Source organism: Sphaerisporangium melleum (assembly GCF_014646695.1).
Lineage (GTDB): Bacteria > Actinomycetota > Actinomycetes > Streptosporangiales > Streptosporangiaceae > Sphaerisporangium > Sphaerisporangium melleum.
In genome coordinates this window covers 70,050-96,576 of sequence record NZ_BMNT01000034.1, presented here as the reverse complement: position 1 = coordinate 96,576, position 26,527 = coordinate 70,050, and the positions used below count along the sequence as shown (strand labels likewise).

Annotated in this window: 17 protein-coding genes; 8 read left to right on the top strand and 9 right to left on the bottom strand. The window is 72.4% G+C overall.

What is annotated here, in order from left to right:
* Positions 1–43: 43 nt before the first annotated feature.
* Positions 44–811 carry a type I methionyl aminopeptidase gene (gene map, locus IEY93_RS27280; RefSeq protein ID WP_189165986.1) on the bottom strand — a complete coding sequence of 256 codons (768 nt, stop codon included), beginning with the start codon at positions 809–811 and terminating at the stop codon, positions 44–46.
* A gap of 67 nt (positions 812–878) precedes the next feature.
* Between map and IEY93_RS27275 the strand changes: the two genes are divergently transcribed.
* On the top strand, positions 879–1,157 hold the full coding sequence (locus IEY93_RS27275; protein ID WP_189165985.1) for a helix-turn-helix domain-containing protein: 279 nt from the start codon (positions 879–881) through the stop codon (positions 1,155–1,157).
* Positions 1,158–1,238: 81 nt separating this feature from the next.
* Here IEY93_RS27275 and IEY93_RS27270 read toward each other — a convergent pair whose 3' ends face one another.
* The gene (locus IEY93_RS27270) at positions 1,239–1,595 is read right to left on the bottom strand and encodes an STAS domain-containing protein (protein WP_229691519.1); all 357 of its coding nucleotides are present in this window, start codon (positions 1,593–1,595) and stop codon (positions 1,239–1,241) included.
* Between the two features lie 25 nt (positions 1,596–1,620).
* Entirely contained in the window at positions 1,621–2,835 is a 1,215-nt protein-coding gene (locus IEY93_RS27265; protein ID WP_203968717.1) for a PP2C family protein-serine/threonine phosphatase, read from the bottom strand.
* Positions 2,836–3,144: 309 nt separating this feature from the next.
* Here IEY93_RS27265 and IEY93_RS27260 point away from each other — a divergent pair, with 309 nt between their 5' ends.
* The 4 genes from IEY93_RS27260 (at position 3,145) to IEY93_RS27245 (ending at position 9,892) form a co-directional block, all read left to right on the top strand.
* On the top strand, positions 3,145–7,317 hold the full coding sequence (locus IEY93_RS27260) for a SpoIIE family protein phosphatase (protein ID WP_189165983.1): 4,173 nt from the start codon (positions 3,145–3,147) through the stop codon (positions 7,315–7,317).
* On the top strand, positions 7,314–7,622 hold the full coding sequence (locus IEY93_RS27255; RefSeq protein WP_189165982.1) for an STAS domain-containing protein: 309 nt from the start codon (positions 7,314–7,316) through the stop codon (positions 7,620–7,622). The genes IEY93_RS27260 and IEY93_RS27255 overlap by 4 nt, the downstream gene beginning before the upstream one ends.
* Positions 7,623–7,683: 61 nt before the next feature.
* Positions 7,684–8,772 carry a serine hydrolase domain-containing protein gene (locus IEY93_RS27250; protein WP_189165981.1) on the top strand — a complete coding sequence of 363 codons (1,089 nt, stop codon included), beginning with the start codon at positions 7,684–7,686 and terminating at the stop codon, positions 8,770–8,772.
* Between the two features lie 172 nt (positions 8,773–8,944).
* Positions 8,945–9,892 (top strand): zinc-binding dehydrogenase, encoded by a 948-nt coding sequence (locus tag IEY93_RS27245; RefSeq protein WP_189165980.1) that lies wholly within the window; start codon positions 8,945–8,947, stop codon positions 9,890–9,892.
* Between the two features lie 32 nt (positions 9,893–9,924).
* Here the strand turns inward: IEY93_RS27245 and IEY93_RS27240 are convergent, their stop codons facing one another.
* A complete protein-coding gene (locus IEY93_RS27240) occupies positions 9,925–13,110 on the bottom strand; it encodes an amidohydrolase family protein (RefSeq protein ID WP_189165979.1) in 3,186 nt (1,061 codons plus the stop codon).
* Positions 13,111–13,651: 541 nt separating this feature from the next.
* Here IEY93_RS27240 and IEY93_RS27235 point away from each other — a divergent pair.
* The 3 genes from IEY93_RS27235 to IEY93_RS27225 all read left to right on the top strand — a co-directional run bounded on the left by IEY93_RS27235 (position 13,652) and on the right by IEY93_RS27225 (position 19,923).
* Positions 13,652–14,500, top strand: a complete 849-nt coding sequence (locus IEY93_RS27235; protein WP_189165978.1) for an NPP1 family protein — start codon at positions 13,652–13,654, stop codon at positions 14,498–14,500.
* A gap of 202 nt (positions 14,501–14,702) precedes the next feature.
* Entirely contained in the window at positions 14,703–18,668 is a 3,966-nt protein-coding gene (locus tag IEY93_RS27230) for a metallophosphoesterase (protein ID WP_189165977.1), read from the top strand.
* Between the two features lie 70 nt (positions 18,669–18,738).
* Complete coding sequence (locus IEY93_RS27225; RefSeq protein WP_203968718.1) at positions 18,739–19,923, top strand: HupE/UreJ family protein; 1,185 nt, start codon at positions 18,739–18,741, stop codon at positions 19,921–19,923.
* Between the two features lie 20 nt (positions 19,924–19,943).
* Here the strand turns inward: IEY93_RS27225 and IEY93_RS27220 are convergent, their stop codons facing one another.
* From IEY93_RS27220 to IEY93_RS27200, 5 genes are all read right to left on the bottom strand, one after another.
* Positions 19,944–20,558, bottom strand: coding sequence for a response regulator transcription factor (locus IEY93_RS27220; RefSeq protein ID WP_189165976.1), 615 nt, complete (start codon positions 20,556–20,558; stop codon positions 19,944–19,946).
* A 182-nt stretch (positions 20,559–20,740) separates the two neighbouring features.
* Positions 20,741–23,353: a glycoside hydrolase family 3 protein gene (locus IEY93_RS27215; protein ID WP_189165975.1), complete on the bottom strand. Its 2,613-nt coding sequence runs from the start codon at positions 23,351–23,353 to the stop codon at positions 20,741–20,743.
* Positions 23,350–24,090, bottom strand: a complete 741-nt coding sequence (locus IEY93_RS27210) for a PIG-L deacetylase family protein (RefSeq protein WP_189165974.1) — start codon at positions 24,088–24,090, stop codon at positions 23,350–23,352. Before IEY93_RS27210 ends, IEY93_RS27215 begins: the two co-directional genes overlap by 4 nt.
* Positions 24,080–25,114 (bottom strand): glycosyltransferase, encoded by a 1,035-nt coding sequence (locus IEY93_RS27205; RefSeq protein ID WP_189165973.1) that lies wholly within the window; start codon positions 25,112–25,114, stop codon positions 24,080–24,082. The genes IEY93_RS27210 and IEY93_RS27205 overlap by 11 nt, the downstream gene beginning before the upstream one ends.
* Before the next feature lie 133 nt (positions 25,115–25,247).
* Positions 25,248–26,525, bottom strand: a complete 1,278-nt coding sequence (locus tag IEY93_RS27200) for a sugar efflux transporter (protein ID WP_189165972.1) — start codon at positions 26,523–26,525, stop codon at positions 25,248–25,250.
* Between the last annotated feature and the right edge of the window lie 2 nt (positions 26,526–26,527).

The window sequence follows — 26,527 nt, the reverse complement described above, 5'->3', positions numbered from 1 at the left end:
CCCGAATCTCCGGGAGGGCCGGACACGGCCCCGGCCCTCCCGGTCAGGGAAGGGTGAGCACGCGCGGGCCGTCCTCGGTGATGGCGACGGTGTGCTCCATGTGGGCGGCCCGGCTGCCGTCGGTCGTGAGCAGGGTCCAGCCGTCGGCGGCGCTGTGGTAGTCGTCGGCTCCGCCGCTCATCAGCATGGGCTCGATGGCCAGGGTGAGGCCATGGCGCAGCGGGTAGCCGCGCCCGGGACGTCCCCGGTTGGGCACGGGCGGGTCCTCGTGCATGCGCCGGCCGATGCCGTGCCCGCCGAAGTCGGCGGGCATCCCGCACCCGGCCTCGCGGGCCACCGCGCCGATGGCGTGCGAGATGTCGCCGATGCGGTTGCCCGCGACGGCGGCGGCGATGCCGGCGTCCAGGGCGCGCCGGGTGGCCTCGATGAGCTCCAGGTCGCCCGGACGCGGCGTGCCGACGGTGAAGCTGGTCGCGGCGTCGCCGGTCCAGCCGTCCACCTCGGCGCCGCAATCGATGCTCACCAGGTCGCCGTCACGCAGCCGGTAGCCGGTGGGGATGCCGTGCACGATGGCGTCGTTCACCGAGGTGCAGATCACCGCGGGGAAGGGCGTGGGGGCGAAGGACGGCCGGTAGCCGAGGAACGGCGAACGCGCCCCGGCCTCGGCCAGCACCGCGCGGGCCGCCTCGTCCAGTTCCAGCAGTGACACTCCGACGGTCGCCGCCGCGCGCACGGCCTCAAGTGCCCGGCCCACGACCCGGCCGGCCTCGCGCATGGCGTCCATCGCCGCGTCGTCCTTGATCTCCACCATGACTCCGGTACTCCCTGTTCCCCGCCCGAGGGCGGCCAATTCTTATACCGGTATTACTATAACGGGCATGGTGCGAACTCCGTTGACCCGGTGGGAGAGAGAGCGCGGCGAGCGGCTCGGCGCGCTGCTGCGCGAGGCGCGCGGCGAGCGCAGCATGGTGGCGATCGCCGCGGCGGCGGGAGTGTCCGCCGAGACGCTGCGCAAGATCGAGACGGGCCGGGCGCCGACCCCGGCCTTCTTCACCGTGGCCGCTCTGGCCGCGGCGCTGGGGATGTCCCTGGACGAACTGGCCGTCCTGTGCGCCGATCAGGACACCGCCCAGGGCGGCCGGGCGCTGACCGCCTGACCGGCCGCTCGCGTCCACGGCATGGTGCGCGATCACGGCGGCCGGTCCACGGCCGTCGTGATCACCGCCGGGTCGGCGGTCTCACTGCAGAGCGGGTATGGCCTTCTCGGTGCTCTCGTAGAAGGAGAACAGCCGGTCCAGACCCATGATCGTGAAGACGTGGGCGATGTCGCTGTGCAGCCCGGCCAGGGCCAGCGCGGCGCCGGCGTCCTGGGCGCGCTGGTGCGCCGCGACCAGCAGCGAGATCCCGGTGGAGTCGCAGAACGTGAGCGCCGACAGGTCCATCACCAGCGCGCCGCCGGGAGCGAGCGTCAGCTCCTCCAGGGCCGCGCGCAGGCGGGGGGCGGTGTGGTGATCGAGGTCGCCGGCCACGGCCAGCACCTGGATACGCGTCGAGTGCGGCCGGAGGGTGACGGTCAGACCGTGGTCATGTCGCACCAGGGCTCCTGAGAGGGACGGCCGTCTAACGGACGGGGACGGACAAGGCGAGCACCGCCGTGTCATCGGACACGCCCTCGCCCAGGGTCTCGATCAGTTTATGCACCATGGCGAGGAGGTTGTCGGCGCTGGTGGGCGCGACGGCCGCCAGATGGGCGGCCAGCCCTTCCTCGTCCAGCATGGACCCGGTCGCGGTGCGGGCCTCGGTCAGGCCGTCGGTGTAGAGCAGCAGCGCGTCCCCGGCGTCCAGGCGGGTGCTCACCTCCGCGAAGTGCGGGTCGCGCAGGATGCCGATCAGCTGCCCGCCCTCCGGGCGGACGGCCTCGACCCCGCCGTCCTTCCGCACGACCATGGCGGGAGGATGCCCGCCGCCGGCGAGCGTGACGGTGAACCCGCCGGGGTCGGGCGTGAGAACCCCGAACAGGGCCGTGCAGTAGGGCGGTGGCGTGCCGCTGCCGGAGTGCTCCTGCTGGAGGACGGCGTCCAGGTTGGCCAGCACCGTGCACGGGTCCGGGTCGTAGACGGCGGCGGCGCGCAGCGTGTAGCGGACCAGAGAGGTCAGGGCGGCCGCGTCGGCGCCCTTGCCGCAGACGTCCCCCAGGAAGAACCCCCAGCGGTTGCCGTCGAGCGGGAACAGGTCGTAGAAGTCGCCGCCGATCTCGTCGGCGGAGACCGGATGGTAGGCCGCGGCCGCGCGCAGGCCCGGCACCTGCGGCAGGGCCGGGGGCAGGAGCGTGCGCTGCAGCGTCCTGGCCAGGCGTTCGGCGCCGGCCCGCAACTCGCGTTCGGCGGCGACGATGCGCGAGGCGGCCAGCCGCAGCTCCAGCTCGCCCATCACCAGGGCGGCCAGATCCTGCAGGGCCTTGACCTCCTCGGTGTCCACCTCCCGGGGACGGGTGTCCATGACGTTGACGCTGCCCAGGCGGTGGCCGTCCGCGGTGATGATCGGGGCCGCCGCGTAGAAGCGGACGCCGGGGTCGCCGCCGACCATCGGGTCGGCGGTGCCGCGCGGGTCGGCCATGGTGTCCGGGACGACGCAGGCACCGTCGTCGTCGATGGCCGCGGCGCACAGGCTCACGGCCCGCCTGGCAGGGCGGAGCGGCACGGGCATCCCGTGCGCGGCGCGGCAGTGCACCCACTGGTCGTCCACGAAGGTCACCGTGGCGATGGGCACCCGCAGGATCCGCGCGGCCAGTGAGACCACCCGGTCGAGTGCGGCGTCACCAGGGGCGTCCGGCAACGTGTAGCGGCGGACGGCGGCCAGCCGGTGCGCTTCGTCGGGGGTGCTGACGTCAGGCTCCTTCCACCTCGCTGCTGATTGCCGCGCGGGGCGGACACAAGGCCCCCGGAACAGTTGCCCTATTGTACGTACCGTTGACCATGTCCTTGCACGAGCTTCGGCGCGCCCCGGCGACGCCGGCGGGCATGGGTGTGCGCGGTTCACCGGGCGGCGCCGGCCGTCTTTCCGGGCCCGGGTGGCGGGCGACGACGGTACTTTTGATGATCCCAGCACGGGCGGGCAGGCCCGGCGCGAGCGAAAGGGTGCCGAATGACGCGCGGTGACGACGCCGAGTACGGGCCCGTGGCAGCGGCCGGGGCGGAGATATTCCGGGTCGACGAGGAGATCGGCCGCGACCTGGTGAAGGTCGACTGGCCGGCCACCCCGCTGGGGCCGCCGGCCGGATGGCCGCAGAGCCTGCAGACCGCGGTGAGCATCCTGCTGTCCTCCCGGTTCCCCATGTGGATGGCCTGGGGCCCGGAGCTGACCTTCTTCTGCAACGCCGCCTACCGCCGCGACACCCTGGGCCGGAAGTACCCCTGGGCGCTGGGCCGGCCGGCCCGCGAGGTGTGGGCGGAGATCTGGAACGACATCGGCCCGCGCATCGACGCCGTCCTGGCCACGGGCCAGGCGACCTGGGACGAGGCGCTGCGGCTGTTCCTGGAACGGGCCGGCTACCCGGAGGAGACCTACCACACCTTCTCCTACAGCCCGCTCCGCGACGACGGCGGGGCGGTCGTCGGCATGCTGTGCGTGGTCAGCGAGGACACCGAGCGGGTCATCGGCGAACGCCGGATGGCGACGCTGCGGGATCTCGGCTCCGACCCCAGCGTGGTCCGCACCGAGCAGGAGATGCTGGCCTTCGCCTGCCGGCAGCTCGGCCGCAACCCGCAGGACCTCCCGTTCACGCTGACCTACCTGTTCGACGACGGCAGCGCACGGCTGGCGGGGACGACCGGGATCACCGCAGGGCACCCGGCCGCGCCGCACAGCCTCCCGCTCGGCGATGAGCAGGGTGTCTGGCCGGTGACGGTGCTGGCCCGAGGCGAGTCGGTGCTGGTGGCGCTGGACGGCCCGGCGTTCACCGGACTGCCGCACGGCGACTGGACCGAGCCGCCCACCCAGGCACTGGTGGTGCCGCTGCTGCAGCAGGGCAGCGCGCCGTACGGCTTCCTGGTGGCCGCGCTCAACCGGTACCGGCCGCTGGACCAGGGCTACCGCGGGTTCGTCGAACTGGCCGCCGGGCACGTCGCGGCCGGCGTCGCGAGCGCCCGCAGCTACCAGGCCCAGCAGCGGCGGGCGGAAGAACTGGCCGAGCTGGACCGCGCGAAGACGGTGTTCTTCTCCAACATCAGCCACGAGTTCCGCACGCCCCTCACGCTGATCATGGGGCCGGTGCAGGAGCTGCGCACCACGCTGGCCGGCGCCGACCGGCAGGTGCGCCAGGATCTTGAGGTCGTCCACCGCAACGGGCTGCGCCTGGGCAAGCTCGTCAACACCCTGCTCGACTTCTCCCGCATCGAGGCCGGCCGCATGCAGGCCCGCTACGAGCCGGTCGATCTGGCCGTGGTGACCGCCGAGCTGGCCAGCGTCTTCCGCTCCGCGATCGACAAGGCCGGCCTGGTCTTCGAGGTCGACTGCCCCGCGCTGGCCGAGCCGGTCTACCTCGACCGCGGCATGTGGGAGAAGGTAGTGCTCAACCTGTTGAGCAACGCGCTGAAGTTCACCTTCGAGGGATCGATCGGCGTCACCGTGAGCGCGCGGGACGGCCACGCGGTGGTGACCGTCGCCGACACCGGCATCGGCGTCCCGGCCGAAGAGGTGCCGCGGCTGTTCGAGCGGTTCCACCGCATCGAGAGCGCCCGGTCGCGATCCAACGAGGGCAGCGGCATCGGACTGGCCCTGGTACAGGAGCTGGTCGGCCTGCACGGCGGAACGATCACGGCGGAGAGCGTCCAGGACGAGGGGACGACCTTCACCATCCGCCTGCCCTTCGGCTCCGCTCACCTCCCGGCCGGCAGCCTGGTCCCGCCCGGATCGGCGGAGGCGGTCTCGGCGACCGCCGACCCCTTCGTCGAGGAGGCCCTGCGCTGGCTCCCCGAGGACGGCACGGCCGCCGGGGAGACGGCCACCGCCGACGCCTCCACCGGCGCGGGCTTGCCGGCCTCGGGTGACGGCACGCCGGCCCGGGTGCTGGTCGCCGACGACAACGCCGACATGCGCGAGTACCTCCTGCGCCTGCTCAAGGGCGCCGGATATCGCGTCGACGCGGTCAGCGACGGGCTGCAGGCCCTGGACGCCGTCCGCGCGGAGGCTCCCGACCTGGTGGTCAGCGACGTCATGATGCCCCGCCTGGACGGCCTCGCCCTGGTCGCGGCGCTGCGGGCCGATCCGCGCACCGCGGGCGTTCCCGTGCTGCTGCTGTCGGCCCGCGCCGGGCAGGAGGCCTCCATCGAGGGCCTGGAGGCGGGAGCGGACGACTACCTGGTCAAGCCGTTCTCCGCCGCCGAGCTGCTGGCGCGGGCCCGGGCCAACGTGGAACTGGCCCGGATGCGCAGCCACCACACCCGGTGGCGCAACGCCATGATCGACTCTCTGCAGGAGGCGTTCTTCCTCACCGACGAGCACGGCACCGTGATCGAGGTCAACTCCGCGTTCGCCGACATCCTCGGCTACGGGCCCGAAGGCCTGCCCTACAGCCCGATCCACCCCTGGTGGCCGGACAAGAGTGACGACCCGCAGGCGCATGCGCTGGTCGCCGAGGCGTTCAGTGGGCTCGTCGAGGAGGGCAGGGGAAGCCACGTCATCCCTGTCACCCACCGTGACGGGCACCGGGTCTGGGTCACGGTCACCTTCAACGACGTCACCGACCCCGACACCGGCCGGCGTCACATCGTGGGCACCCTGCGCGACGTCACCGCCGAGCGCTACCTCGTGCAGCGCGAGAGCGCGCTGGCCGCGCTCAGCGTGCGCGTCTCGCAGGCGGAGGACGTGCCGGACGCCCTCGGCGGGGCACTGGAGGCGTTCCAGGAGGTCTGGGCGGCGCGCCGGGTCATGGCCGCCGTCTGGCGCGACGACACCCCGCCGGACCTCATGTGCGCGCCCACCGGCGGCGGCTGGCAGGACCTGCCCGAACAGTCGCGTGAGAGGCTGACCGCCCTGCGCGGGCAGCCGCCACTGCGCCCGGTCGCCCCCGGGCCGGGCGGGGCCGGCGTCACCCTGGAGCATCCCGAGGGACTGCTGGCCATCTGGATCGACCTCGGCCAGAACCGGCCCTTCACCGGCGAGGACCAGACGCTGCTCGCGCTGCTCGCCGGTCACCTCGGCCAGGGCCTGCACCGGGTCCACCAGCTCGACCAGCAGCGCGAGGCCGCCGTGGCACTCCAGCGCGCCATCCTCGGCCCGTCCCGGCTGCCCGACGGCTTCGCCGTACGTTACGAACCGGCCACCCGCCCCCTGGAGGTGGGCGGCGACTGGTACGACATCGTGCCGCTGAGCGACGAGCGCATCGGCATCGTGGTCGGCGACTGCGTGGGCCGCGGCCTGGAAGCGGCGGCCGTCATGGGCCAGCTCCGCAGCGCCTGCCGCGCCCTGCTGCTGCAGGACGCCGGCCCGGCCCAGGTGCTGGCCGCGCTCGACCGGTTCGCCGCCCTCGTCCCGGGCGCCAGGTGCACCACCGTCTTCTGCGGCGTCCTGGACACCACCACCGGCGACCTCGTCTACTCCAGCGCCGGTCACCCGCCGGGCATCCTCGCCCACTCCGACGGGAGCACCCGGCTGCTGGAAGACGGCCGCTCCCTCCCGCTGGCCGTACGGCCGGGCCATGCCCGGCCCGAAGGCAGCTGCACCATGCCGGCCCTGTCCACCCTGCTGCTGTACACCGACGGCCTGGTCGAACGCCGCCGGCGCCCGCTCACGGCCGGCATCGAGCAGGCCAGCGCCGCCGTCCAGGCCGGCCGGTCCACTCCCATCGAGGACCTCGCGGCCGACGTCATGACCCTCCTGGCGCCGGACGGCGGCTTCAACGACGACGTCGCCCTGCTGCTGTACCGCCAGCCGACCCCGCTGGAGGTCGCCTTCCCCGCCGAGTCGAGCCAGCTCGCCCCCGTGCGCAACGCACTGCGCGACTGGCTGACCCGGTGCCAGCTCGCCCCCTCGCTGATCCAGAACGTCCTGGTCGCTGCGGGGGAGGCCTGCGCGAACGCCATCGAACACGGGCACCGCCACGCTCCCGGCCGCATGATCCGCCTGCGCGCGGTCGCCACTCCCGGCGACCTGCGCCTGACCGTCGCCGACAGCGGCCGCTGGAAGCCACCGCAACCCGAGGCCAACGCTCATCGCGGCAGGGGCGTCGCCCTCATGCGCGCTCTGATGCACGAGGTGACCATCCAGCCCGGCGCCGCCGGGACCATCGTCGACATGCATGCGAGGATCGGCAAGTGAGCACTCCACTGACCCTGGTCGCCTCGGAGCGGCCCGACGGCACCCCGGTCCTCGTGGTCACCGGTGAGATCGACATGAGCAACGCCGGTGTGCTGGACGACGCGCTCAGCAGGCCGGCCGGCGAGGCCTCCCTGCTGGTCGACCTGAGCGCGGTGGACTACCTCGACAGTGCCGGCCTCACCGTCCTGTTCTCCCACGCCTCGCGCATCCGGCTCGTCGCCAACTCCCTGCTCGCCCCGGTCCTGACGATCTCCGGGCTCGACGAGGTCACCACCGTCGAGGGCATCACGCCCGACCCCGCCTGAGGCCGCCCACCGGCGACGGCCCGGCCTGTCCCGGGCGGGGTGCCCGGGATAGGTTCGTCCCATGGTTGAGATTCACGGGGAGTGCACCGGCAGGTTCGAGGTCGTGCGCGAGGCTCTTGCCGCCATCCTGGCCGACGACCTGGGCGCCTCGGTGGCGGTCCACCTGGACGGCGAGCCGGTGGCCGACATCTGGGGCGGGTACGCCGACGAGGCGCGCACCGTCCCCTGGGAACGCGACACCATCACCAACGTCTGGTCCACCACCAAGACGATGACCGCCTTGTGCGCGCTCATCCTGGCCGACCGGGGCGACCTCGACCTCGCCGCGCCGGTCGCGAAGTACTGGCCCGAGTTCGCGGCGGCGGGCAAGCAGGATGTGCTGGTCCGGCACCTGCTCTCCCACACCGCCGGCCTGCCCGGCTGGGACGAGCCGATGACGGCCGAAGATCTGTACGACTGGGAGAAGGCCACCTCGCGGCTGGCCGCGCAGGCGCCGCGCTGGGAGCCGGGCACCCGGGCCGGCTACCACGCCATTACCCAGGGCTACCTCGTCGGCGAGGTCGTCCGCCGTGTCACCGGCCGCACGCTCGGCACGTTCTTCGCCGAGGAGGTCGCCGGGCCGCTCGGCGCCGACTTCCACATCGGCCTGCCCGCCGAGCACGACCACCGGGTGGCCCAGATCGTCCCGCCCCCGCCGAACGGGGAGGAGCGCGCCAACCCGCCGCTGAACCCCGCGGAGGCCAACACCCTCCCGTGGCGGCGCGCCGAGATCCCGGCCGCCAACGGGCACGGCAACGCCCGCTCGGTCGGCGAGGTGCAGTCGGTGCTGGCCTGCGGCGGGACGGCGCGGGGGGTGCGGCTGCTGTCCCCGGAGGGGTGCGAGCGCGTCTTCGAGGAGCAGTTCCGCGGCACCGACGAGGTGCTGGGCGCACCGATGCGCTACGGCATGGGGTACGGGCTCGACACCGGCGGGTTCCCCGGCCCGCGCACCTGCTTCTGGGGCGGCTGGGGCGGTTCCCTGGTGGTGAACGACCTCGACGCCCGCATGACGGTCGCGTTCATGATGAACCGGATGGCCGGCGACACCCTCGGCGACACCAGGGCCATCACCATCGTCACCGCCGCCTACGAGGCCCTCTCCGCGGGGTGAGCGTCCCGGCCGCCTTGACCTGAAGTCCACTTCACCTTGCATCCTGGCGCGAGCGCCCGGCCCGTCGTGGGTCCGGGGCGGTGCGGGCCCACGGCCGGCGGGGAAGCGGGGGCCCGCGCCGGCCGCCGGGACGCGGAGTGGCGGTGATGGTCTTGGAGAGGAGACGGCGATCGTGCGCGCTGTGGTGATGGAGCGGTTCGGCGGGCCGGAGGTATTGGAGCTCCGGGAGGTCGAGGACCCGGTTCCCGGCCCCGGGCAGGTGCTCGTCGAGGTCGCCTACGCGAGCATCACGTTCGTCGAGACGCAGGTGCGGGCCGGGAACGCGCCACCGGTCATGGGACGGCCCGAGCTGCCCCGGATTCCCGGCAACGGCGTCGGCGGACGGGTGCGGCAGGTGGGCGCGGGCGTCGACCCCGGCCTGGCCGGTGCGACCGTGGTGACGACCACGGGCGGCGCCGGAGGGTACGCCGAACTCGCCCTGGGGCGGGCGGAGGACGCGGTCGTGGTCCCGGACGGGGTGGCGTTGCGCGACGCGGTGGCGCTGCTCGCCGACGGCCGTACGGCGGTCATGCTGCACCGGCAGGCACAGGTCGAGCCGGGGGAGTGGGTGCTGGTGCTGGCGGCCGGCGGCGGGGTGGGCACCCTGCTCGTCCAGCTCGCGTCCGGTTCGGGGGCCAAGGTGATCGGCGCGGCCGGTCCCGGGAAGGGCGAGCAGGTCACCGCGCTCGGCGCGGTCGCCTGCGTCGACTACACCCGCCCCGGCTGGGAGCGCGAGGTGGCCGGGCTGACCGGCGGCGCCGGTGTCGATCTGGTCTTCGACGGGGTCGGCGGACGCGCCGGGGCGGAGGCCATGAGCGTCGTGCGGCCCGGTGGGCGTGCCCGCGTGTACGGCATGGCCGGCGGTGCCTGGACGCAGCCGGGGGACGGAGTGGAAGTGATCGCCGCGGCGCCGCCCACGGCGGCCGACATGCGCGCGTTCACCGAGGAGGCGCTCGCCCGCGCGGCGGCGGGCACGCTGCGCCCCACCGTCGGCCAGACCCACCCGCTGGCCGATGCGGCCAAGGCCCATCAGGCCATCGAAGCCCGCGCCACCATCGGCAAGACCCTCCTCATCCCCTGACCCTCTCGCACCGCCGGCGTTGTAACGCGGCCCTAGTGACCGAAGGCGTACTCCGAGCAGCAGGCCTCGCGGTGCAGCCGCCGGCCGACCTCCAGCCAGTCGGTGTGGTCGGCGGCCTGTTGCGCCGTGGGCACGGTGAACGCCCGGATCAGGTCCTCCTGCCGGTGCACGATGCCGTCCCGCATGACCCAGGAAGTGCGCACCAGATCGTCGAAGTTCTCGAACGGATCACCGTCGATCACGGCCAGGTCGGCCAGCTTGCCCGGTTCGAGCGTGCCGAGGTCGTCGGCGACGCCGAACATCCGGGCGGGGACGACGGTCACGGTGCGCAACGCCTGCGCGGTGGACAGACCGGCGTAGCGGTGCAGGGCGCGCAGGCCGAGGTGGATGTGCAGCCCGAGGGGGGTCAGAGGGGCATCGGTGCCCAGGGCGAGCGTGCCGCCCTCGTCGATGATCGCCCGGTAGACCGCCGTCTCCTGTTCGATGGCCTGGAGCGCGGCCGCGGTGGGCGGGGTCGCCGCGTAGTTCCGCACGATGGCGCTGTCCCACGGGGGCAGCAGGGTGGTGACCCGCGGGTCCGTGGCGAGTGCCGGGTCCACCCCGAGCAGCGAGAGCGCGCTGAACGGCGTGACGATGATCTGCAGCATGCCGCGCCGGTAGGTCTCCAGGACGTCCTGGTAGGAGTGCCCGGTCGGAGAGTAGGCGCGCCCGTACTCGAAGCGCTGCGTGGCCTGCAGGTGGCTGGTCAGGTCCTGGCCGACGTTCACGCCCGGGGTGAGGAAGTGGCTGCCGGACGGCACGCCCAGCTTCTCGTGCGCGGTGCGCGCCGCCTCCCGCATGACCGCGGCGGGGGCACGGACGTAGGTCTTCACGAAGTCGTAGTCCAGGGCCACCGCCCGTTCCAGGGATCGCCGGACCCCGTCCGCGGTCCGGTGCGCCCGCCCCATGCTGTAGGCGACCCGGGTGCCGTCGATCAACTCTCCCGTGGCGAACAGCCGCGGCCCGGCCATCTCACCCGCGGCGACCGATTCGCGGATCCGCACCGCCTCGTGCGCGAAGCCGCCCAGTGAGACATTGGTGGTGACGCCGTAGGCGAGCATGCAGGTGGCCTGCCGGCCGCCGTAGGTGTACTGCCAGGGGTGGGTGTGCGGATCCCACAGTCCCGGGATGACGGTGGAGCCGGACGCGTCCAGGACCGTCTCGCCGGCCCGCCCGCCTCCGGCGCGGTGCGGCTCCACGGCCACGACGCGGTTGCCGCGGATGACGATGTCGACGTTCTCGCGGACCGTCTCGCCGGTCCCGTCCCACAGTCGCCCGGCGTGCACCCGGGTGATGGCCGAGCGGGACGGCAGGCGGCGGCCATAGGTGAGCGGCACGCGGACGGTGCGCACGCCCGAGCCGTCCCGGCCGACGAGCCTGAGCCGGCCGCTCGACTCGTACAGCAGGGTGCGGGAGTCGCCCGACCAGGACGGGTGGTCGGCCGCCTCGTCGGTGAGGCGGCGCGGCTCCCCGGTGGGCGCGCCGTCCGGGCCGACCGGCAGCACCCATAGCGCGGAGTCCATGATGAACGCCATGGCCGAGCCGTCCGGCGCCCACACCGGGCCGGCGTTGCCCCGGTCGGACAGCGAGGCGTGCGGCATCGGCTGGTGCAGCGCCCACTCCCCCGTGGTGGCGTCGACGACGCGGATGAGGTTGTACCCCTCGCGGAACCGCCGGTTGAGCCGATTGCGGTCGCAGAACGCGATGTACCGGCCGTCCGGTGACCAGGTCGGGCGTCCGGGAAGGCCATTGGCGCCGAGTGGGGCGACGAGCGTCTTCTCCGTCCCGGTCGCGAGGTCGCGGACGAGGAGGTTGCCGGTGGAGTCCTGGCAGGCCAGCCGCGTGCCGTCGGGGGAGAGCACCGGGTTCAGCCGCCCGCCGCCGGCCAGCACCTCGTCGCGGCCGTCCGCCGGCCAGTGGCGGTGCACGCTGATGAGGCCGTTGCCGTTCGCCTCGCCCTCGTAGGAGTAGAGCACGCTGTGCCCGTCCGGCGCGAAGGAGGGCATCTGCACATAGCCCGAGGGGTTGCCTTGCACGAGCTTGCGGGGACGGCCGCCGATCGGCATCAGCCACAGGGCGTTGAGCGCGGCGAACGCGACCGATCTCCCGTCGGGGGAGAGCACCGGGAGGTGGATCCCGCGCACCTCGCGGGCCGCCGTCGAGTCGAAGTCGTGGCGCTTCTTGCGGTACGCCGGCCGCCGCACGGCCAGCGACGCGGTGAAGGCGATCCACTCCGGCGCGGCGCCCGGGGCCGACCTTCCCGGGCGCCGGGAGCGTAACCGCCCGTCGGCGAAGTACAGGAGCTCGCCGCCGGCCGTCCAGCAGGGCGGGAGCGGCGAGACGTCCTCGCCGTCGCTCACCGGGGCGCCGTCCACCATCAGCACCGAGCTCGGCGCGTTGGCGGGCTGGACGACCTCGCCCAGTTGCACGTACGCCACCCGGCCGTCGGCGGAGATCGCCGGTCCGGAGAGGACCCCCGCCTCCACTGTGCGTACCACCGACACCGCGCCGCCCGCGGCGGGGACGGCGGCCAGTGTGCGCGCGCCCTGCGTGCCCGCCCTGACGAACAGCACCGCGCCGCCGTCCGGGTACCAGGCGGGGTCGTAGTCCTCCGTGCCCGTGTCGTCGGTGAGGCGCTTCAGTTCCCCGGAGCGCACGTCCACGGTCCAGATGTCGTAGGAGGCGCCGGTCACCGGGTCGCCACCGCGCTCTGAGGAGAACGCGATGCGCGTGCCGTCGGGCGACCAGGCAACGCCCCGGTCGTCCCAGGGGCCGGAGGTGAGCTGACGGAGCCGGGAGCCGTCCGGTGCCATGGTCCAGATGTGGAACCCGCCGCCCTTGAACGCGCAGAAGGCGATCTGTGAGCCGTCCGGGGACCAGGATGGCCGGGTCGGCTCCAGCTCAGGGTCGGTCAGGGCTCTGGCCGTCCCGCCCTCTCGGGGGATGGACCATAACACGCCCTGCACTTCGGCGATCAGCTGACGGCCGGTTGGCGAGACGGTCACCGAGGCGTTGGTGCCGGCGGTGAAGCGGAGCGCGTTGTCCGGTACGGAGGAGACGCCTGCGCCGTCGTCCGGAGCGGACGCCGCAGCGGGTGCCGAGGGTAACGACAGGGCGGCGAGACCGCCGATCCCCGCCTTGATGACGCCGCGACGAGATAACCCGTTCAACTCATCCATGGGAACCCAATCTGCGTGACGGCTCTCAGGCCGTCGGTGGTCCCGGAATTCGCGACTTCCCGGCGGGCCGTTCGTGGCACGTCACTGATCGGCTTGATCATAAAAGCACATCCGAACTGGATGGTCAACGCCTTGCAATATGTATCGGTCATGAACCCCGAAGACCGTCATATCGGAGGTCGCGGGAATCTCGTGGCGGTCGAGCGCGCATCCGCTCGTGAATGCTCATTTCCGTAATCCCTGTTCCGGTCACCCGACCACACCTCCGACGGCTCGTGATGCGGAGTGGGCGGAGTGCCCGAGAGGCGCCGGCGCGATCGACCGCGGTCGGCTGCGCGCGAGGTTCGCTCGGGGGCCATGTTCCGGCCGTCGTGGATACATGTCGGTGTCATCCGGCTCGAGGACCTTGATCAAGCGCCGGCCCTGTGGTGCCGTGGCAATGCGAGGCTTGCTCACAATCGCCGAACGCGACGAGCGACGCCTTCCCTGTCACCCCGGTGCGACGCAGGTCATGGAGCACGTCCTTCGAGAAAGCGGAAGAATGCGAACACTGTCGTCATTCACCCCCACCGCCTGGACATCGAAGCCGGCGACCGCGCGCGGCGGGCGCACCCCATCCTCCGGGCGCGGCCTTTCGCGGGTCGGTGTCGTGCTCGCCGCCACCGCGCTCGGGGTCGTGATCCCGGCGTCGGCGGCGCTCGCCGAACCGCCGCGCAACCTCCCCCAGTTTGCCGGAGGGTACGAGCAGTCCTTCTCGCCCGCCTACGACTACGACGGCGACGGCTGCTACGCCACCCCGGCCATCGGGCCGGACGGCACCCTCGCTCCGGGGCTGAACCCGACCGGCGCGGTCAACGGCAACTGCCGTGACCAGTCGGACCTGGACAACTCGCAGACCTACGCCCGTTCAAAGTGCAACAACGGCTGGTGCGCCGTCGTCTACGCCAGTTACTTCGAGAAGGACCAGGCGCTGCCCGGCATCAGCCTGGGCGGGCACCGGCACGACTGGGAGCATGTCATCTCCTGGATCGACCAGGCCGCCGACCGGGTGGAGTACGTGTCGACCACGCAGCACAGCAGCGTGGTGACGTACGCGCGTTCGCAGGTGCGGTTCGACGGGTCGCACCCGAAGGTCGTCTACCACAAGGACGGGGCGTCCACCCACTTCTTCCGGCTCGCCAACGGCAACGACGAGCCGCCGGAGAACCACTACCACACCTGGCGGTACCCGCCGCTGGTGGACTGGAACGGCTGGCCGAGCACCTCGCTGCGCGACCGGCTGATGACGGCGGACTTCGGGTCCGCCACCATCAAGATCAACGATGGGCGGTTCTCGGACCTCCTCTCGCGCGCCAAGCCCGGCGGCATCCCGTTCGACCCCTGGGCGTGATCGGCCGGATCCGCAGCGCTGACGGTGATGGCGCTGTTCGTCCACTATTGGGGGAAATGATCAAATTGAGGCGCTAGGTTCCCATTCTCGTCAGCCTCCGCATGCGATCCGTTCACTCGTGCGCTCCATCGTGTCGGGCCGAGAGCAAGCCATCTGATCGTGCTTGCCGACACCGTGGAAGGAACTGCATCACATGCGGCCAATGGCAGCACGAAGTTCGCCGAGGGGCCTGCGGGGGCGGGGACGCCTCACCGCCGTCGTGGTCGCCGTGGCGCTGCTCATCAGCGGCGCCACGACGACCGCGTACGCCGACCCGGCACCGGGGGACCAGGACCGGGGCCGGCCCACCCCGGCCCCGACGAGCACCCAGGCCCCGGCCCCTCCGACGCTCATCCCCGCCGACGGCGCGTACCTGGAGGGGACGGCCAAGGTCGCGGCGGTCCCGGCCACCGCCGGTGACAGCGTCACGAAACTCGCCGTGGACGCCACCCCGCTCGAGGCGACCAGGACGCTCGGCGTCTCCCGGCTCGCCTTCGACGTCGGCTCCAACTCCACCGAGGCGCAGTACCACAGCCACGTGCTGGTCAACGGCGCCTACCGCAGCGACATCGGCGACCACGTGAACGAGCGGGCGATCATGGAGATCCCCAACGAGCACCTGGTCAAGGGCGAGAACACGATCGAGATCGTCGTCGGTACGATCCAGGGCTCGTGCGGGGTCAACTACGACGACTTCGTACTCTCCGACGTGGGCCTCGAACTGCTCGGCGAGGTCGCCGACGGCGAGGAGAACCCCTACACCCTGTCCTTCGGCGACGGGAGCTGCGGTTCGAACACCTCGCTGCTGACCCGTGCCACGCTGAAGTTCTTCGTGCAGTCCGACCCGCGGGGGACCACCGGGCTCACGGCCGACCTGGACACCGCCAAGCTGGCCAACGGCGAGCACGCCATCACGGCCACCACGGCCGCCGGGGTCACCGTCGAGCACACCGTGACCGTGAACAACGCCCCGGCGGGCGCGCCGCGGCTGACGCCCACGGACGGCACCCTCGTGGCGGGCACCAAGCCGGTCTTCGCCAACGTCCCGGCCACGGGGGGAAGCGGCGTCGCCTCCCTCACCGTCGACGGCGAGAAGCCGCCCGCCAAGGGCACGCTGGGCAACGGCGCCGCGACGTTCTCCTTCGACGTCGGCGCGGACGCGATCGAGGACAAGTACGACGACCATCTGCTCGTCAACGGCAAGCGCGTCGACCTCGGCGGCTCCTACGCGAGCCGGCGGGTGAGCGTCGCGATCCCGGCCCGTTTCCTGGTGCCCGGGGAGAACACGATCAAGGTCGTCGCCGGCGACTGGAAGAGCACCTGCGGCAACGACCGCGACGACTTCACGATCGCGAACCTCGCCCTCGCCCTCGACGGCGCCACCGTGACCGGCAAGGACGTCCAGCCGTCCTACGGCATCGGCGACGGCGACTGCGGCAGCGACCAGGCACTCCCGCGCGAGGCCGAGCTGCGCTACACCATCGACGCCCCGGCGGTGCGCACCGTCGAGACGCTCGGCTCGGGCCAGGCGACTCTCAGCTTCACCGTGGGCAGCAACTCGATCGAGGCGCGCTACCAGAACTATGTTCTGATCAACGGCCAGAAGGTCGTGCTCGACGGCGACTTCGTCAGCCGCCGCGTCGACCTGCCCATCCCGAACGAGTACCTGGTGCCGGGCTGGAACACGATCGACTTCGTCGCCGGCACCTTCCCGACCTCGTGCGGGAACAACCGCGACGACTTCACCATCTCCGCCATCGCGCTGGCCCCGGTGGGCGGCACGGCGACCGGCCAGATGCTCAAGAGCTCCTACGGCATGGGCGACGGAAACTGCGGCGACAACGTCAACCCGCTGACCGAGATCGACCTGGAATTCCTGGTGGACGCGCCGGCCCGCGGCCTGCGCGCCGACCTGGACACCACCGCCATCAAGGACGGCAAGCACACCCTCGCCGCCACCTCGGCCACCGGCGAGGTCGCCACCCGCGTGCTGATCAGCGACAACTCGGCGCCGGCCATCGCCTCCAGCGTCCCGGCGGCCGGTGAGAAGATCACCGCCGCGGTGGTGCTGGACGTCAAGCTGAAGGACGCCTCCGGCGTCGTCTCCGGCCCCGACATCAAGCTCGACGGCACGCCGATCGAACTGGGCGCGAAGGTGGGCCCCGGCCTCGGCGCGGGCGAGCACACGCTCGCCGTCACCGGTACCGACGGGCTCGGCAACACCGCGACCCGCGAGATCAGGTTCCAGTCGGCCGGCGTCCCGGACGTCCCCGACGGGCTGACCCCGGCGAGCGGGACCACCGACGTGTCGGACCCGGTCAAGCTCACGGCCAAGGTCGGCGAACCCGGCGGCGGCAAGGTGACCGCGACGTTCTCCCAGGCCGAGATCCTCACCCCGCAGGAGGTGTTCCAGGGTACGGCGGCGTCCGTCCCGACCACCCTCAAGGTCCCCGGCGAGCGGAAGGTCAAGGCGGAGGGGCTGGAGCCCGCCGACGGCCGGACGCTGGACGCGCCCGCCGGACGGGACGTCACCTACCAGCGGTACGACGTCCAGGTGAAGGGGCACGCCGAGTCCCCCGTGCTGCGCTGGGAGGGCGACATCGACCCCGAGCGCCTGGTCTCGCTGCGCGTGTGGAACACGGACACCGGCGCCTGGGACGTGCTGACCAGCGCCCGCGGCGCCGCGGAGGGCGACACCGTCCTTTCGGCCGTCGTGGACGCCGGCCACATCGACCGGCAGAAGGTGCACGTCATGGTGACGGGCGAGGACCCGTTCGCCGACGACATCGACCCCGGCGACCCGAACGGCTTCGCCGACCCCGCCTCCTACGACTTCTCGATCGTCCACTACACCGACACGCAGTACCTCTCCGAGGGCGCGGTGGAGCAGGAGACCGAGCAGGAGCGCGCGGTGTGGGAGTCGGCCTACGGCAAGGTCGTCGACTGGATCAAGGCGAACAAGGACGCGCGCAAGATCTCCTACGTCGCGCACACCGGCGACATCATCGAGAACAACATCCGCAAGCCCGCCGACGAGGCCATGCAGCGGCAGGTCGCCGGCGAGTTCGAGCTGTCCTCGAAGCTGCAGCGCGGGCTGGACGAGGCGCGCATCCCGAACGGCGTGATCGCCGGCAACCACGACAACCAGTCGGGCACCGAGGACGGCCCCGGCGCGATCTACAACAAGTACTACGGACCGAGCCGCTACCAGGACGCCTCGAAGGGCTGGCGGCACGCCGAGTACGGCGGCCCGTGGAAGGAGGGCGACAACCAGAACCACTACGACCTGTTCTCGGCCGGCGGGCTGGACTTCGTCGTGGTCGGCCTGTCGTACGGCGTGACCCGGGACGAGGCCGAGTGGGCCGACTCGGTCTTCAAGAAGTTCCCTGACCGCAACGGCATCCTGCTCTCGCACGACTACCTCGTGCCGAGCACCAACCCCGACGGGCGCGGCGCCGGCTTCTCGGCCCCCGACGGGTCCATGCTGTACAAGACGGTGGTCGAGAAGAACCCGAACGTCTTCCTCATCCTCGCCGGGCACGAGCACGGCGTCGGAACCAACGTCAAGCCGAAGGTCGGCCAGGTCGGCAAGGGCGTCGTCGAGCTGCTGGCCGACTACCAGTTCTACACCGTGTCGGCCGACCGGCTCGGGCTCACCCAGATCGGCGGGTACGACCCGGCCGACCAGCTCCAGTTCGGCGCGAGCTTCTTCCGGCTGCTGCAGTTCAACGTCAAGCGGGCGGAGCTCAGCGTGGACACCTACTCCCCGCTGCTGAACGACTTCGGCGCCGCCGAGTTCGACCCGCTGCACCGCTATGACGGCCGTGAGGACAACATGGTGCTGCCGGTCGACCTCACCTCCCGCTCGACGAGCTTCCGGACCGACTCCCTGGCGCTCTACAAGCCCACGCGGGTCATCGGCAAGAGCACGGTCGCGTCGGGACAGGTCGCCTCGGTGACCTGGGACCGCCTGAAGGACGACACGGTCTACGCCTGGTTCGTCACGGCCCGCTCGACCGGCGGCGGCGTCACCGCCTCCGAGCCCAGCGTCTTCGTCACCAAGGACGAGCACGGGCGCCCGGGAACCTGGGGACCCGGTTCGCCCTACTACCACTGGTTCCACCGCTGATCCACCGCTGATCCGTCACCGCCGCCCCGGACCGCGTCCGGGGCGGCATCCCCCTATGGAGGCCACAGACATGTCCCGCAGGCGCCGGCCGTCCACCCCGGCCCCCGCCGCCGTGCCGTCCGCCATGCCGCGGCCGCTCGCCGTGCTGCTCGCCGCGCTGGTCGCCGTCGTGCTGACCGGCCTGGCACGTCCCGAGCCCGCGGCGGCGCACGACGCGACCACCAAGGCCCACGCCGAGGTGACCGCCGCCGGTGCGGGCCCGGACGTCCGGGTCGTGCTCGAGCTGGAGTACGACCTGCTGATGAAGTCCGCCTGGTTGTACGCGCAGGCCTACGACGCCAAGGAACGGGCCGAGCAGCTCCGCCAGCTCACGATCAACCGCGACGCGGTCACCGAGTACGTCACCCGCCGCTTCGACGTGGCCTACGAGGGCAGGCCGTGCGCGCCCACCATGTCCGGCGACGCGGACGTGCGCGCCCGCGACAAGAAGGCCTTCGCGGTGCTGACCCTCGCCTACGACTGCGCGGGCGAGGCCGGGGGAGCGCACGCGATCTCCAGCGCGCTGTTCCCCGACGCCGAGAGCTTCGTGCACAGCACCGAGACGCTCCTGCGGTACGACCTGGACGGCAGGAAGGGCTCGGCGGTCCTGGTCGCCGCGAGCCCGACGCTGCGCGTCGACCAGCGCCGGGCGTCGAGCCAGGCCGGGGAGTTCTTCCTGCTCGGCATCGAGCACCTGCTGCTCGGCTTCGACCACATCCTCTTCCTGCTGGCCCTGCTCATCGGCGCGCGCCGCGTCCGTGACGTCGTGGTCACCGCCTCGGCGTTCACGGTCGCGCACAGCGTCACGTTCCTGCTGGCGGCGCTGGGGATCGTCGAGGTCCCCTCCGCGATCGTCGAGCCGGTCATCGCGGCGTCCATCACGGTCGTGGCGCTCGCCACCCTCCTCGGCCGTGGCGAGGACAGGCTGGGCCGCTGGCGGCTGCCGGTCGTCTTCGCCTTCGGCCTGGTGCACGGCCTCGGCTTCGCGGGCGCGCTGGACATCACCGAGCGCGGATCATGGGAGCTGCTGCTGTCGCTGCTGAGCTTCAACGTCGGCGTCGAGGCGGCGCAGCTCGCCATCATCGCCGTGGTGTTCCCGCTGCTGGCCCTGCTGCGCCGCACGCCCGCCGCCCGCCAGGCGGCCCTGGTGATGTCGGCCGGCATCGTGGCCGTGAGCCTCTACTGGTTCCTGGACCGCACCCCGCTTCCCCTGTGAGGCAGGCGGCATGGGCGGGGTCAGGGGACCCAGCCGGCCTCGGTGGCGATGCGGATGGCGTCCACGCGGTTGCGGGCGTTGAGCTTCATGACGATGGTGGTCAGGTAGTTGCGCACGGTGCCCGCCGACAGGTGCAGGCCGGCGGCGATCTCGGCCGCCTCGGCGCCCTTGGCGGCCATGCGCAGCACCTGCAGCTCGCGCTCCGACAGCGGGTTGTCGCCGATGTCCCACGCGCTCAGCGCGAGCTGCGGGTCGAAGACGCGCTTGCCGGCCGCGACGTTGCGCACCGCCTCGGCGAGCTGGTCGGCGGGGGCGTCCTTGAGCAGGAACCCGGTGACGTGGGCGGCCAGCGCGCGGCGGACCGTGCCGGGCCGGCCGAGGCTGGTGAGGATGAGCGTGCGGCAGGACGGCAGCTCCTTGTGCAGCAGCTCCGCCGCGGTCAGGCCGTCCACCACGGGCAGGTCGATGTCGATGACCGCCACGTCGGGCCGGTGCTCCATCGCGGCGGACACGATCGCGTCGCCGCGGTCGACGTCGGCGACGACGGTGAGGTCCGGCTCCAGCTCCAGCAGAGCGACGAGCGCTCCGCGCACCATGTGAACGTCCTCGGCCAAGAGGATCTTCAGGGTGCGCACCAACAGCTCCCGCTTTCCGTAGGCACCCGCGCTTCCCTTCGTCGGTTCCCGATAACCCTATGTGGCTCGGAGCGCAAACGTAAGCGGCGCTCTGCCCCCATTTTGTCGGGAAAAATCACCCCGGGCGCGCGCGTGGGCGGCGAGGGTACCGGTCCCCTCGCCGCCCACGGTCAGGCCATCGGTCAGGCGGTCAGCCAGCGCACCTCGCCGATGTCCAGGACGGCCCTGCCCTCGGTGTAGAGCATGAAGGGAACGTCCACGTGGCGCAGATCCACGCCGATGCGTTCGAGTTCCTCCAGCGGCACCTCCATCGTGGTCCAGGTCCCCGCGGGCAGCTCCCGCAGGGACCGCGTCACATCCAGCCCGGGCTGGGCCGGATAGTCGTCGTGGCAGGCGAGGTAGAGCGGCGCGTCCGGCGCCTCCACCACGCGTACCTCAATGCTCAGCCGGCCGCCGGCCTCGCGGTAGCCGCGCAGGTCGCGCGGCCGCTGATCGGGGTCCTGGGCGTAGACGAACGCCACGAACCCGTTGAAGCGCAGCGACACCGCGCCGGGACGGGCCGGGTCGCCGACCGGCTCGGCCCGCACGACCAGCGTCTCGGTGGGCCGCTCGGAGGAGATGTCCTCGCGCGACCAGGTGTTGTGGCCGCCGATGCGCAGCCGGTACGCGCCGCCCGCGCGCGGGCCGTGAACCTCCAGCGGGCCGGAGACCGGGGGAGCGGGCGGCGGCGGGGGTTCCTCGTCCACCGGCAGCGGGCCGGGGTCGGCGAGCGGGCCGGTGTCGCGGACCGACAGCCCGAAGCCGTAGGGGAACAGCGGCTCGTGCTCGCCCTCGGGGGCCTGCTCCTCGGCGGGCACCCGGTAGCCGGGGATGTGCGGCGGGATGCGGTTGACGCTCATCGAGCGCTTGCGCCGCGGCCAGCTGAAGGTCAGCCGCCCCTGGAAGTCGTGCGCCGGTTCGCCGTCCGGCCCGGCGAACAGCACGTCGGTGATCCCGGTCGCCTCGGTCCCGGGCAGCCAGGCCACCACGAACGCGTCCGACAGGTTGATCTCGTCGGTGACGTACAGCGGGCGCCCGGTGAACAGGACGGTCACCACCGGCACCCCGGCCGCGCGCAGCCTGTGCAGCGTCGCGAGGTCGCGGGCGTAGGACTGCTTGAGCCGCGCGTACTCCAGCGTCCCCCATGGCTTGATCGTGCCGCGCATCTCGGCGTAGGCGTCCTCGCCGATCGCGACCACCGCCACGTCGTAACCGGCCGGGTCGGTGTCCTCCAGGTACGGGTCGACCCGGCAGCCGTCCGCTCCGGTGACGCCGGCGACCGCCATGCCGAGCGTGGAGGCGCCGGGCAGGTCGGCCAGGGTGACGTCGTTGCCCTGCCAGCTCAGCGTCCAGCCGCCGGCCTGCTTGCGGATGTCGTCGGCGCCGCTGCCGGCGACCAGCACCCGCGCGGCGGGCGACAGCGGCAGCACGCCACCGGCGTTCTTCAGCAGCACCAGCGACTTGCGCACCGCCTCGCGGGCGAGAGCGCGGTGGTCCTCGTGGCCCACCACCGACGCCTCGCCGGCCAGCGACCGCTCGCGCGGGCGGGGCTTGTCCCACAGGCCGGCCCGCATCTTCACCCGCAGGACCCGCCGTACGGCGTCGTCGACGCGCTCCATGGGGATGACGCCGGCCAGCACCTGCTCGCGGGCGGTGCGCCACACCGACTGCCAGGCCTCCCGCCCGGCGACCATCAGCACGTCGAGCCCGGCGTTGATGGCGTACCCGGCGTCGCCGATCGCGCAGCCGGCCACCTCGGCGTGGGCGTCCCAGTCGCTGATCACGATGCCGTCGAAGCCCATGGCGTCCTTCAGGACGTCGGTGAGCAGGTAGCGGCTGCCGCAGATCTTGTGGTTGTAGGCCACCGGCCGGCCCGGGGTGTGGTCGTAGTTCTCCGGCCCGGACCAGCCGCTGAAGGAGGCCATGACGGCCTGCGCGCCCGCCTCGATGCCCGAGACGAACCCCATCGCGTGGACGTTGCGGAGCACGTCCTCCTCGCAGCGGGCGGTGCCGCGGTCCACGCCCTCGAAGGTGGCGCCGTCGCCCACCCAGTGCTTGATGGTGGAGATGACGTGCGTGTCGCCGGAAAGGCCCTCGGCGCCGCCCTGCAGGCCGGTCACCATCTCGCGGGCGTAGGCGAAGACGACCTCGGGGTCTTCGGAGTAGCCCTCGTAGTAGCGGCCCCAGCGGCGGTCGCGCGGCGTGGCGACGGTGGGGGCGAAGGTCCAGTCCATGCCGGTCGCGGCGATCTCCCGCGCGGTGGCCGCGCCGATCCTGCGCACCAGGCCGGGGTCCCGCGCGGCGCCGAGGCCGATGTTGTGCGGGAAGATCGTCGCCCCGTACACGTTGTTGTGCCCGTGCACGGCGTCGGTGGCCCACATGAACGGGATGCGGAACGGACGGTCCCGCCAGGCCTCCTCGACGGCCTCCCAGTACGCGTCGACGGTCTCGACCCAGCTCTTGACCCCGGCGTGCCGGTCGCCGCCCGGCCAGATGCCCGCGCCGTTCAGCGCCGAGCCGATCTTGTACGTGCGGGCGTCCTCGGCGGTCAGCTCGGCCAGCTCGGGCTGGATCATCTGCCCGAGCTTCTCCTCCAGCGTCATCTGGGCGAGGATGCCCTCGATGCGCTCCTCCATGCCGGGGTCGCGCGGGAACGCCGAGCGCACGCGGGGCCACTGCGGGAAGTAGGGCAGCGCGGCGCCGGCCGCCGGCTCCTCGGTGACGGACGCCGCCGCGTCCACGGACGGCTCGCTCATGCGCCTTCCTCCGGTTCGTCGATCCAGAACTCCTCGGTGCGCTTGGCGCGCAGCCGCGCGAGGAACGTCTCGGGTACCACGGTGCGGGTCTGCGCCGGGGAGAACAGCGTCACCTGGGTGCGGTGCTCCTCAAGGGCGCTCAGCTTGCGGCCGAGCCAGGGCGTGATGTCCACGCCGACCAGCCGCTCGGTCGGGGAGGTCTCCCGTTCGGGCGCGACGCGGTTGGTGAACGCGAACGCCGCCTCGGTGTCCTCGTCCCACACCACGTACCGGCGCAGCCGCGGCGCGAGGCCGAGCTCGGTCAGCGCGTCCACCACGCCCTCGCCGGTCAGCCGGTGGTCGGCGTTCAGCTCACGCACCTCGTGCGGCAGGTACACCTCGGTCACGTCGCGGTGCTCGGCGAGCAGGCGGCGCACCCGCAGGCGGAAGGTGCTCATCGACGCGGCCAGCAGGGTGTCGGTGTGCCCGAGGAAGACCACGTCGGCCGGGTCCACGCCGAGCGCCTTGGCCGCCGCCTCGGCCTCCTTGTGGCGGATCGCCGCCAGCTCCTCCGGCGTGGGGTCGCGGTCGATGCCGAGCACGGCGCTGTGCGAGCGTGACCCGTCGGTGGAGAAGACGATCTTCACGCGGGCGCCCGCGGCGACCTTGCCGGCGATGGTGCCGCCGCAGGCGATGGTCTCGTCGTCGGGGTGCGGTGAGAAGACGATGACGGTCTCGCGTGCCGGATCAGTGCGCATACTCCACCACCTTGTCCTGCGCCCGCTCCCGGGCCGCGCGCGCCCGGGCGAGCACGATGTCGTTCTGCTCCGGCAGCGGCAGCGGCTGCGGGTACACGGCCTCGGCCCGCAGCCGCGCCGCGGCGTCCAGGCGGCCGGCGAGGTAGTCCTCGCAGGAGGGCAGGCCGCGCTCGCGGATCAGGTCGTTGATCAGGAAGAAGTGGTTGCCGAGGAGCAGGCGGGTGATCGGGGTGTCGTACTTGCGGGCGATGTACTCGTAGTTGCCCTGCGCGCCGCTGACGTTGGAGTCGTAGCTCTTCTCGTGCGGGTGGTGGATGGAGGCCGCCTCCCGGCTGAGCACGAACCGGGCCCCGCCGCGGTGCAGGCGGTAGCCGATCTCGACGTCCTCGCCGCCCCAGCAGGTGAACCACTCGTCGAACCCGCCGATCTCGCGCAGCAGGCCCGTCGGCGCCGACACGTTGCAGGTCCAGTAGACCAGCCACGGCGCCGGCAGATCGGCCAGCTCGTCGGTGTAGAGGTCGTAGAAGTCCTCGCGCAGGTCCACCCACTGGCCCTTGTCGCGCAGCATGGCGATGGTGGTGTCGGGCGCGGCGACGTCGATGACGCTCGCCATCCGCGCGCCATCCTCGTTGTCCTCGTTGAAGCAGTACACGTAGCCGACCACCGCCACCGGGTCCGGCCGGCCGGCGTGCGCGGCCAGGTGCGCCGCCAGGCAGCCGGAGTCGAGCAGCACGCCGGAGTCGACGAACACGCACACCGGGCCGCGGGCGTGCTCGATGCCCACGTTGCGGGCCTTGGCCACCCGGTAGCCCTCGTCCTCCTGGAAGAAGTACCGCAGGTCGAGGCGGTCCTTGAACGACTCGGCCACGGCGGCGGTGTCGTCGCTGGACCCGTCGTCCACCACCACGACCTCGAAGTCGCCGGGAGGCACGGTCTGCCGGGTGAGCGAATGCAGGGTATGGCCGAGCAGTTCGGCCCGGTTGTAGGTCGGGATGACGACGGTCGCTTTCGGCGTGCTGGACATCGAGGCTCCTGAAAGGTTCGGCGGCCCCCGCCCTGTCAGGGGGAAACGGGAACCCTCGCTGGGATGGGTGGCGTCCCCTCGCACCGGCGAGAGGTGGGTGGGGTGTCGCACCGGGCGGCTCGCCCGGCGGGTGTCAGGCGGCGCGCGGGGCGGGACGGGGGGTGTTCCCACGCAGCAGCACCGACAGCAGGGCGAACGCCGACAGGGTGGCGCAGGCCCAGAAGACGTTGGTGAAGCCCACGTACTGCGCGACGATCCCGGCGACGATGCCGCCGAGGAACATGCCGGCCTTGAAGGCGCTGGAGTACAGCGAGGAGGCCACGCCCGGCCGGTCGGGCATGGAGTCCTGCAGGATGGTCACCGGGATGCTGAGCGCGACGGCCGTCCAGATGGCGTTCGGCACCTGGAGCAGCAGCAGCGCCCACTGGGTGTGGGCGAACGGCATCGCGACGAAGAACACGATGGCGCAGACGGCGGCGCCGATCACCACCCGCCAGTGGCCGATGCGGTCGGCCTTGGCGCCGATGTACATGATGGCGGGGATCTCCAGCGCCGAGCCGAGGCCGAGGACCAGGCCGGTGAAGCTCTCGTCCATGCCCAGGTCCTTGGTGATGTACAGCGCGATGTCGAACTGGTACATCGCGTTGACGGCCAGCAGCAGGACGATCGTGACGAGCAGTGCCTTGACCCGCGCCGGCAGCCCGGAGAACGGGTTGCCCGCCTTGGGCCGCGGCGGTGCGTCCGCGGGCTGATCGGCCGCCGCGGCGTCGCCCGAGATGATCGACGAGGTGCTCTCGGGGGCGGGCGCGCGGCGCCGGTCGGTGTTGGGCAGCCCGATGAAGCAGATCACGCCGCCGATCGCGTACAGCACGGCGGCGACCGCGTACAGCGTCTCGAAGCCGCGCAGCGCGATCAGCCCGAACGCCAGGGGCGGGCCGACGATCCAGGCCAGCGAGGTGACCGCGCGCATGGCGGAGTTGAAGAAGGTGACGCCGTGGCCGCGGAACTCGGCCAGCTCACGGGTGTAGGCGTACATCTGCGGGAAGGTGGCGCCGCCGAGGCCGAACATGACGGCCGAGGAGACCAGCAGCAGCCAGTAGTCGCGCAGCAGCAGGTAGCACAGCGCGCCCCCGGCGGCGAACAGGGCGCACACGCCGAGCACGATGCGGCGGTTGCCGACACGGTCCGACAGCACACCGACCGACAGGTCGGTGGCGATCTCCGCGATCGCGCGCCCGGCGATGAAGGCGCCGATCATGAACGGGGTGGCGTGCACGGCGTCCGACAGGAACAGGCTGACGGTGGGGACCACCATCGCGCCCCCCACCCCGATCGCGGCGGTGGCTGCGGCGAGGCGGGTGACCGCGCCGTCCATGAAGATCCGCAGGCCGCTGCTCTTGGTGGAATACACAT